Origin of the sequence: Neobacillus niacini (assembly GCF_036961885.1) — a bacterium.
Taxonomy (GTDB): domain Bacteria; phylum Bacillota; class Bacilli; order Bacillales; family Cytobacillaceae; genus Neobacillus; species Neobacillus niacini_H.
In genome coordinates this window covers 1-9,841 of sequence record NZ_JBALNQ010000089.1, presented here as the reverse complement: position 1 = coordinate 9,841, position 9,841 = coordinate 1, and the positions used below count along the sequence as shown (strand labels likewise).

The following is a 9,841-nucleotide window of genomic DNA, read 5'->3' as shown; positions in this document are numbered from 1 at the left end:
ACTGATGATTACCAACAAAATTTCGGAGTGGTTTAATTTATACAACAAAGATATATACCATTTTTTAGTATATTACATCGGATCAAGTGATGTAGAAGATCTGGTTCAGGAAGTTTTTATCCGAGCCATTAAGGGCTTTGATACCTATCAGAAAAAATCAAGTCCTAAAACTTGGCTTTTTTCGATTGCGCGCCATGTGGGGATAGATGAAATGAGAAAAAGATCGCGTTTAAGGAAAAAGCAAATGATTTGGTCTAGGGATGAACAGACGGAAAAGGAAACACCTGAGGAAATTCTAGAACTAAATGAAAATAACAGGTTATTATATCAATCTATCCAATCTTTAAAAGCCAATTATCGAGATGTCATCATCCTAAGAGGGATTAAAGAATTCTCTGTATCTGAAACAGCAGCCATTTTAAATTGGAATGAAAATAAAGTTCGGATCACCTATCATCGTGCCTTAAAGACACTACAAAAAAGTATAGGAGGATTTTCACTATGAAAGATTATGAGAAATTTAGTGATTTAGAGAAAAAAATTCGATCATTACCAGAACCTGATTATGATAAAAAATTTACAAAAGATGCGCAAGATATTATCCATGAAAACCTATTACAATTTGCAAGTTCATATGGTAAAAAGAAAAAGAGAGCTTCAATAATGAAAAAGATTTCAGTAGGTTTAGCGAGTGTTGCTGCCTTCGTGCTATTTGCCATTCTTACTTTTCCAATTAATGAGGATAATCCATCAACTTCCGGTTCAAATCAAGAAGGGCAACATAGTGAAGAAGGTACTACAATTGATGACAAGGATAAAATTGATAGTAATAAGAACGAAACTGATACGATTTTATATGAAAATACTGAGTTTGGATTTACCTTTTCATTACCAAAAAGTTGGGGTGAGTACCAGATTGTTCAGGAATCCTGGGAAGGTATTTCTTCTAATCAAAATGAAATAATTGAAAATGGCCCTATCCTTTTAATTAGGCATCCTGGATGGAAGGAGGAAAAACCGAAACAAGATATTCCAATTATGATTTTTACCCTAAATCAATGGGCGTCACTTGGAAAAGAGGAATATCATATTGGTGCAGCACCGATTGGTCCAACAATACTGGGACAAAATAATAAATATGTTTTCGCGCTTCCAGCTCGATATAACTTTGCATTTTTAGAGGGATATGAGGAAATAGAAACCATTTTAGAAAACAATCCATTGCAACTGAAAAATGTAGAATAAGATCCATCCAAAAATGATTAATGAGCACCAAGGGGAAAACTCGCTGTATTCATATGGCGAGTTTAATTTTTTTATTCCAAATGCTGTAACAATCATTACGGCTAGAATTTTTGAAAATAGTTACTTAAATTTATATTTCTTTTTCCATAGGTGACTTTTTGCTCGAAAATATTTTTGGTAAAATTAGGGTAAGTGCAAAGGTTTGATTATGAATTATTTTTCATTTTAAAGCATTAAAAAGTCGAAAGGGGAGGACCGTTTTGCCGAGTGTAACGAGTTATTTTTTTAAAAAAGGCATTAAAGCAGGTGTGAAAAAAATTAACCTGGAAGAAAAGGATATTGCTGAAAGTAGACATGTTATTGATTCGTTTGCACAGAAATTTTCCAGACTGCCGAAAAACTGTAAGGTAGATCCCATCCAAATTGAAGGAATTTATGCTGAGTGGATTTCAAACAACCAGACAGAGGAAGGTAAAGTGATTCTTTATTTGCACGGAGGAGCGTATGTATATTGCTCAGCGGATACCCATCGATCATTGGCTGCAAGAATCATGATTGAATCAGGTGTAAAAGTCCTCCTCCCTGAATATCGTCTGGCCCCCGAGTATCCATTTCCTACAGCAATAGAAGATACTCTCCGAATTTACCGATGGCTACTAAAGCAGGGTTATTACTCTGCCAATATCATTTTTGCAGGTGATTCTGCAGGTGGTGGCTTATCGGTGGCAGCCACACTTGTACTTAGAGATCAATCTGAACCACTCCCAGCTGCAGTTGTCTGTCTGTCCCCTTGGGTGGATTTATCAAGTTCGGGCGACAGCTACAGGGAAAACAGCGAAAAAGACCCATATTTGAGGTTAGAACTGGTACGAAAAACAGCTCAGCAGTATGCTGCTGGTGAATCTCTCGATCATCGATTAATTTCTCCCGTTTATGCTGATTTTTCTGGATTTCCACCAATGTTTGTTCAAGTGGGCAGTATTGAAATTTTATTAAGTGATTCACAAATGTTAACGGATAAAGCTTATCAGGCAGGTGTGGAGGTTCATTTTAAAGTCTGGGAAGGTATGTGGCATGTTTGGCAAATAAGCAATAGATTACCTGAAGCCAAAAAGGCTACGAAAGAAATCGGTGAATTTATCAAGTGGAAAATCAACGTAAATTAATGAGGAACAACGAAGGTATTTATTTACCAAAACTAAATCGTGAAAGCCCCTGCTTTTAAGTATGGGGATGAACCGATTTTTTTATTGCGTATTTAGGTTTGTTTTGCTAAAATATATACGAACATACGTTTGAAAACAGATGTGATAGTAGGTGTGAAACATGGCGAAAGCAAAAACTCCTTCATTTATCATTGATGTAGAATTAAATGGTAGGAATAGAGACTTTTTAATGATCGAATCTGAATTGGAAGTTAATCGAGTGATTTATAATACTTCGTTGGGCGAGTATTTGAAGAGAGAAAAACAAATGAAAAGGACAATACGATACAAAAAGTTAGTCCGTATTTCAAGAGCCATAAAGTCACATCTAGCTAAAAATCATAACAAAGAAAAGAAGGAGTATTTTGAAAATGAACGAAAAAACCTCTCTGAAGAATTCAAGAAACTAAGAGAAGAATTTGGATTAACTGAATATTCGATGCACGAATACATAAAAGAAATTCGAAATCACTTTAATGGTAAGACGAACTCAATCATCGCACAAACAACTGCCACAAGAGCATGGAATACTTTCAAGAAGAAGTTGTTTGGGAGTGCGAAAAAAGTGGTATTTGTAAAGCGTGGAGAAATGGATTCCTTTGAAGGGAAAAACAACCATACAGGTTGGAGATTCAAAGAGGAGAAGGTCATCTCAAAGGATAGGGTATTTGGATTGAAGGTAAAAGAAATGGATATGTATCTAAAAGAAACTTTTCATCTACTAAACTCCCAACAAACATTTCAATACAAGAACAAAGAAGAGGAAACGGTCACAGACTTTTATAGGGTAAAATTCGTTCGTATTTTAAAACGCATTGTAAGAGGAATCGTTCGATACTATGCTCAACTGGTTTGTGCGGGTTATCCACCAGTAAAAAGAGACAGGAAAACTGGACAAGTTAAATATCCTTTAGGAAAAGGTCCGGTCGGGATCGATATTGGCACATCTTCGATTGCCGTATCAAGTACAACAAAGGTTCTCTTGAAAAACCTAGCTGAAAACATTAAAAAAGTAGAACATGTTCAACGAGAAATCAGGTTATACAATAGAAAGCTAGACCGTTCGAAAAGGGTAACGAATCCACAGAACTTCGATGAAGCAGGCCGTATTAGAAAAGGTAAAAAGCAGTGGGAGTTTTCCAAGAACTATAAGAAACTAAAATTTCAATTGAAAGAGTTATACCGAAAATTAGCCTTATATCGAAAATTTAGCCACCAATATGAAGTCAATCGAATGGTCATGTTAGGTGATACATTTTGCGTCGAAGAAATGAATTTTAATGCTCTCCAAAAACGTGCTAAAAAGACAGAAGTTAGTGAAAAAACAGGTAAGTATAAAAAGAAAAAACGCTTCGGTAAAACCATAGCCCGTCGTTCTCCCGCAACCTTCATAAGAATTCTTTCAAAAAAAGTCACAGCCTTGGGCGGGACTTTTTTCAAAGTCAAGACGTCCACATTTAAAGCTAGTCAATATGATCACAAAGCAGACAACTACAAAAAGAAAGAATTAAAAGAAAGATGGCATAGATTTGATGATGGTACCAAGGTCCAACGTGATTTATATTCTGCTTTTCTTTTAATGAATTCAGATATGTTAGGATTGAAATCTGATAGAGCCTCTTGTTTTAATACGTTTGAGCAATTTTATAAATATCACGAAGAAGAAATTGAGAAGATCGAGAATGAACATGAAGTAATCTTAAATTCTGGAATCAAATTGAAAGTAAAAAAGACTGCAGGATGTGCAGCCTAACATTTTATTTCTTTGCGGTTTGATGTAGCCGAGTTCACAAGAACAAAAGATGTAGCCGTAAATGGCAACAGAGGTTGCTTTGACTACGAAAGTTCTAACAGAACTAGTTCCAGTTCCTGTTTCCAAAGCCGTTTTCTTCTGAAGAAAAGTGTGTGTACGAATAGGAGAAGACTAGGAAGTTATGAACCCACTGCATTTATGCATGTGGAGCATCAGTTTTGTTTTCAGAATCTTCAAATTGTCCTCTTGTAAGCTAGTAGTTTTCAATGTAAAATACAGTTAAATAGCAATGAATGATTATTCATTCATTTAGGAGGGTGGCTAAGAAATCATTTGAAACCATGGGTTGGAAACATCAATATTTAAACAGAGGTGAGGGAGCATGTCCGAAAATAATTCTTACGATTCTGTTAGACGAGTAAGTGAAGTGTGGGAAAAAGGATTAAACGGTTTATTATTTCAATCCATTGATAACAACCCATTAATTCAAATAACGAAGCTTGGCATTGATGCGAATTCTAGATACATAGAGATGTTAAAGAGAAATCGCGAACTAATGGCTAATTTTATGAATCTACCAACTAAAAATGATGTAGCTAATGCGGTTAAACAAACGATCCAAGCTGAAGAAAAAATAGATATACTTGAAGAGCAAATATGGAATTTACAAGAAAGTTTTGCTTTGGCAACAGAAGAACAGAACAAAATGCTAGGAGAAATAATTAAATTCACCAAACATATCCATTCGGAATGGGAAAAAACAACTCAGGAACTTGCTAAATTAGCTGAAATGCAAAATGAGTTTGAGGCAATGAAGAAGCTTTTGCAAAAAGAAAAAAAGGAAAAAGTTCAGACAGCCAAATAAAGGAGAAGGTGGAATAATGATGGCGGTTAAATCACTTGTAAATATTCCTGCTCTCGATATTGAATCGGAGAGGCAGCGGTGGAACACAATTTATAAAGTATTAAGTGGACCAAAGCCTGATATTGAGTCAACACCTAGAAAAGCGGTCTGGAAAAAAAATAAATCTGTTTTGTGGTATCACCCTGCTCCAGAAAAGAAGTATACCACTCCCTTATTTTTGGTATATTCCTTGTTAAATAAAGCGTATATTTTAGATATTTCTGAAGATGGAAGTGTCATTGGCAATCTTACAAAACAGGGGTACGATGTCTATTTGCTCGATTGGGGTTCCCCAGGTTTAGAAGACAAGGACCTCACTCTGGATCATTACATTTATGACTATCTGGAAGTTGCGGTAAAACGGGCATTAAGACATTCAGGAGCAAAAGAAATATCTTTAGTAGGCTATTGTATTGGCGGAACACTTTCTGCTATTCTAACATCATTTACCGATCTGCCCATCAAAAATCTTATTCTGGCTGCGGTTCCCATTGACTACAGCGATCTCATTGTACCTGATAAATGGGTAAAAGCCATCCAAAAAGGAACCCTCAATTTTGACAGGTTCGCGGATGCTTACGAAGTGATTCCATCAGAATTTTTATATGCCATCTTTATGGGACTGCAAGGATTTAATATCGGTCCAACGATAAACTTGGTCACACGTGCCACTGATCAAAAATATGTTGATAAATGGCGGAGAATGGACAAATGGATGAAGGACGCCGTTACATTTTCAGGAGCAGCATTTAAGCAAATGTTTAATGAATTATACAAAGATAACAAGCTTGTCAAAGGTGAAATGAAGATTGGAGGTCAGAAAGTGGACTTAGCCAATATTAAATGCAGCACATTGGTCATTACCTCGACAAGGGATGAATTAGTGCTAGAGTCACAAAGCCTTCCTGTCATGGACCTGATCTCAAGTGAAGATAAAACCTACCAACATGTGGAAGCGGGACATGTATCACTGTGCTTAACTGGAATGTTTGCATTTGCAATTGATCCGTGGTTGTCAGAACGGTCTACTAAAGTAAAAGGTATATAATGATAAAGGAGTAAATGCTTAATAAATTATGTGGGCCTACAGAAAAAAATCTGTAAAACCTTGTATTTTAGGTTTTACAGATTTTTTTTATTAAAAACATTAATTTCCAGCCCCACGATATTTCTTCACGCCCGCATTCCAGAGAAGAATTGCAATTCCGAAGAAAAGGATTCCCATGACGGGTGTAAAAAAGGCGTAACCAATCCAGTCTTCGCGATTTAAAAAATAGGATGCTGGATACACACCAACAAAGGCGAAAGGTAGGATCCACGTTAATACAAATTGAATAACCTTGTTATAAATATTTACCGGGTAGCGACCGTAATTGCTGATGTTGTACATCATTGGCATGATATCAGTACGGCTGTCTGACCAAAATCCAATTGTTGCGAGAGAAATAAAAATACCAGCATATATTAAAGCCCCGCCAAGCACCATGACGATAAAGATAAAAACATCATACCAAGCAAAGGTTAAGCCCTGATGTACGGCAGAATAACCCATAATCACTAAGCCGGTTACGACACCGAATAACGATTCCAGCTCAATTCGTTCCATAATAATTTGGAAAAGGCTATGAACCGGGCGAGTTAAGACACGGTCCATTTCTCCTTTAACAATATAGCGCTCATTAAAGTCCCAAATGTTAAAAAAGGACGAGAATAAGGCATAGGGAACAAGGAAAAATCCATATATAAAAATGATCTCATCACGGTTCCAGCCACCTAAAACGGCTGTATGACGAAATACAATTAAGATGAAGATTAAATTGACAGCTTGAGACAACAAATCAGAAAGGATTTCAACTACCGTATCGATACGATATGCGAGCCTTGTTTTTAAATATTGAGAGGCATATTGAAAGAACAATGTTACATGAAACATTCGTCAGCCCCCTTGTACAATTAAGTGTTTTTTTGCTAGTATCCATAAAAGACGAATCGGAATTAGTAAGATAAGAACCCAGACTGCTTGTAAAAGCAAAGCGTTATAAATCTCTTGACCGACAAAGCCTCCTGTAAAAATCATACTAGGAACATAGCTGATCGCTTGAAAGGGCAAATAGGCCATCAGCCCTTGAGCCCAATCTGGATAAAATGAGATTGGAAGAAGTAAACCTGAGAACAAATCGATCACGACACGTTTTGCTCGAATTAACCCTGAGTTATTAAATAAAAAGAACGTCATCATTCCAGTTAATAGGTTAATATGCGTATTGACAATAAAACTAAAAATGAGCGAGATAAAGAAAAACAGCCATGTTGCCAAACTAGCATCAAAGCGGACTGGAAAAATCAACGCAACAATGATCATCCCTGGGACGGAGAAAAATAGTAAGCGAAAGATTCCTTCCCCAAGTGCCTGCATCGTTTTCATCCCTAAATAGTTATAGGGACGGATCATTTCAATCGCAACTTTGCCATCTTTGATTTCAGCGGCAATTTCACGATCAATATTGTTGTAATAAAACGCTCTTGCCATCCAGGCGACTGCCACATAGGTGGTCATTTGTATAACTGACAATCCTTGAATTTCTTCTTTCCCGCCATAAATCGCAGACCATAAAAAATAGTAAGCACCAATATTGATGCTATAGATTAAAATCCCACTATAATAGTTTGTCCGATAGGCGAGCATCATTAAAAAACGAACCCGAATCATTTCCATATACATATTCATGTGAGGGCCATACCTTCTTCATAAATCTTGCGGACAATTTCTTCCGTAGACACCTCGTTGATTCGAACATTTTTAATCGGATTTCTTTGTACCACATCGCTAATTACTTGCGATACTAGTTGTTCATCCCCATTGATATAGCCCAACCAAGTGGTAGGGTCCTTTTGCTCCCATTGAATATTTTCAGTACGGGGAAGACTGCTGCGCGGGGTTTCGGACAAAAATTCAAATTCGATTTGTTTTCCTTCCACAGCATGTTCTTGAAGCTGATTCAGCTTACCGTCATAAATGATTTTCCCATCATCTAGCAGCACCACTCGTTCACAAAGGGCTTCAATATCGGTTAAGTCATGTGTTGTCAAGAGAATGGTTGTTTTATATTGCTCGTTAATTTCCTTTAGAAACTTACGAATCTTTAATTTTACTAATACATCTAGTCCAATCGTGGGCTCGTCTAAAAAAAGCAGTGGTGGATTGTGGATCAAGGCTGCGGCTAATTCGCAACGCATCCGTTGACCAAGAGAAAGCTTTCTGACAGGTTTATTTAATAATGGGCCGATTTCTAACGTTTCAATTACATGGCCCATATGGTTGTTATAGTCCTCATCCGAAACGCGGTATACTTTTTTTAATAACCGGAAACTTTCTTGAACGGCAATATCCCACCAAAGCTGTGACCGCTGACCAAACACTACGCCAATGGTTCGCACGAATTCTTCTCGCTGCTTATGGGGGTTCATCCCATTTACCACAATGGAACCGGATGTGGGCGTCAAAATCCCGGTTAACATTTTAATCGTCGTAGATTTACCAGCACCGTTCTCTCCAATATAGCCAACCATTTCTCCTTGTTTTATGGTCAAGGAAATATTATCAACAGCCGCATGGACTTTATAATTTCTCGTAAATAAATCGCGAAAAGCTCCAGCCAAACCTGGACGGCTTGAATAGGAATTAAATTCTTTCCGTAAATTTTGGACCTCAATGACATTCATTTCGTTGCCCCCTAAAGATATAAAAGAAAAACAAATTCACCAAATATAAATCATACCGTTCGCGGGTTTTTCATGCAAGCAGGGCGCCCTTGCTTTTCTTGAAAACTTTTTCAAAGCAGTCAGATTAAACTGAGAGAACGTCAGTGTTTAATTACAGGATAAATATTGCGGAGGTATCATTTTCATTCTATTTAGGTTATTATTATTAATATATTTAGAACACTAATGTTCCTAGGGGGTTGTAAATGTTAGGAATCTTTTTTGCTGGTATTGCCCCTGGTTTAGCTTTATTAAGTTATTTTTATTTGAAAGATAAGTATGAACCAGAACCGGTATCGATGGTATTTTTCACGTTTTTTTTTGGTGCTTTGCTAATCATTCCGATCGCATTTATTGAATATGTTCTTAAAGTAGAAAATATAGTTCAATATGATTCTATATATGCTATTTTTTCTTCGGGTTTGATAGAGGAATTTTTTAAGTGGTCTATTTTATTTTTGATTGCATTTAAAAGTGCTGAATTTGATGAGCCTTTTGATGGTATAGTCTATGGTACTTCCATTTCTTTGGGGTTTGCAACAGCGGAAAATATATTGTATTTAATGAATAATGGGATGGAATTCGCGCTAACACGTGCCTTCTTGCCAGTTTCAAGCCATGCCTTGTTTGGTGTTATTATGGGGTATTATATTAGCAAAGCGAAGTTTACAAAAGAATCGAAATGGCCTTTGTTTTTGTTATCTATATTGCTTCCAACCTTTTTACATGGGATATTTAATTTTTTATTATTAAACCAAGGATCATTGTTTGCGATGTCTCCTTATATGATGTTCTTATGGTGGTTCGGTTTGAGGAAAGTACAATTGGCGGAAATTTCGAGTTATAATCATTTCCAAAAGAACTACACGATTAAACCAAGACCAAATCTAAAATCAGGAATTAAGATTCTCCTACCTATTAGTAGATAGTGAGTTAATTCATCATGATGAGAAATAATTATTTTTATAGAAA

General features: G+C 36.4%; 10 protein-coding genes. 7 read left to right on the top strand and 3 right to left on the bottom strand.

The features are described from left to right. Window positions 1-4 precede the first annotated feature (4 nt). The 6 genes from V7124_RS25715 (at window position 5) to V7124_RS25690 (ending at window position 6,155) form a co-directional block, all read left to right on the top strand. The gene (locus V7124_RS25715) at window positions 5-505 is read left to right on the top strand and encodes an RNA polymerase sigma factor (RefSeq protein WP_335494729.1); all 501 of its coding nucleotides are present in this window, start codon (window positions 5-7) and stop codon (window positions 503-505) included. Continuing rightward, the gene (locus V7124_RS25710; protein ID WP_335494726.1) at window positions 502-1,245 is read left to right on the top strand and encodes a hypothetical protein; all 744 of its coding nucleotides are present in this window, start codon (window positions 502-504) and stop codon (window positions 1,243-1,245) included. Before V7124_RS25715 ends, V7124_RS25710 begins: the two co-directional genes overlap by 4 nt. A 260-nt stretch (window positions 1,246-1,505) precedes the next feature. Next, window positions 1,506-2,411, top strand: coding sequence for an alpha/beta hydrolase (locus tag V7124_RS25705; protein ID WP_335494723.1), 906 nt, complete (start codon window positions 1,506-1,508; stop codon window positions 2,409-2,411). 160 nt (window positions 2,412-2,571) lie between these two features. Next, complete coding sequence (locus V7124_RS25700) at window positions 2,572-4,203, top strand: transposase (protein WP_335494720.1); 1,632 nt, start codon at window positions 2,572-2,574, stop codon at window positions 4,201-4,203. 382 nt (window positions 4,204-4,585) lie between these two features. Beyond that, on the top strand, window positions 4,586-5,068 hold the full coding sequence (locus V7124_RS25695; RefSeq protein WP_335494716.1) for a hypothetical protein: 483 nt from the start codon (window positions 4,586-4,588) through the stop codon (window positions 5,066-5,068). Window positions 5,069-5,087: 19 nt separating this feature from the next. After that, window positions 5,088-6,155 (top strand): alpha/beta fold hydrolase, encoded by a 1,068-nt coding sequence (locus tag V7124_RS25690; protein WP_335494714.1) that lies wholly within the window; start codon window positions 5,088-5,090, stop codon window positions 6,153-6,155. Window positions 6,156-6,254: 99 nt separating this feature from the next. Here V7124_RS25690 and V7124_RS25685 read toward each other — a convergent pair whose 3' ends face one another. Genes V7124_RS25685 through V7124_RS25675 form a run of 3 tightly spaced genes read right to left on the bottom strand, consistent with a single transcriptional unit; the run spans window position 6,255 to window position 8,830 of the window. After that, window positions 6,255-7,040: an ABC transporter permease gene (locus V7124_RS25685; RefSeq protein WP_335415696.1), complete on the bottom strand. Its 786-nt coding sequence runs from the start codon at window positions 7,038-7,040 to the stop codon at window positions 6,255-6,257. A 3-nt stretch (window positions 7,041-7,043) separates the two neighbouring features. After that, window positions 7,044-7,835, bottom strand: coding sequence for an ABC transporter permease (locus tag V7124_RS25680; protein WP_335415693.1), 792 nt, complete (start codon window positions 7,833-7,835; stop codon window positions 7,044-7,046). Further along, window positions 7,832-8,830, bottom strand: a complete 999-nt coding sequence (locus tag V7124_RS25675) for an ABC transporter ATP-binding protein (protein WP_335415690.1) — start codon at window positions 8,828-8,830, stop codon at window positions 7,832-7,834. The genes V7124_RS25680 and V7124_RS25675 overlap by 4 nt, the downstream gene beginning before the upstream one ends. 245 nt (window positions 8,831-9,075) lie before the next feature. On the opposite strand from V7124_RS25675, the gene prsW reads away from it, so the two are divergent. Then, complete coding sequence (gene prsW, locus V7124_RS25670; protein ID WP_335494711.1) at window positions 9,076-9,798, top strand: glutamic-type intramembrane protease PrsW; 723 nt, start codon at window positions 9,076-9,078, stop codon at window positions 9,796-9,798. The last annotated feature ends 43 nt before the right edge of the window (window positions 9,799-9,841 follow it).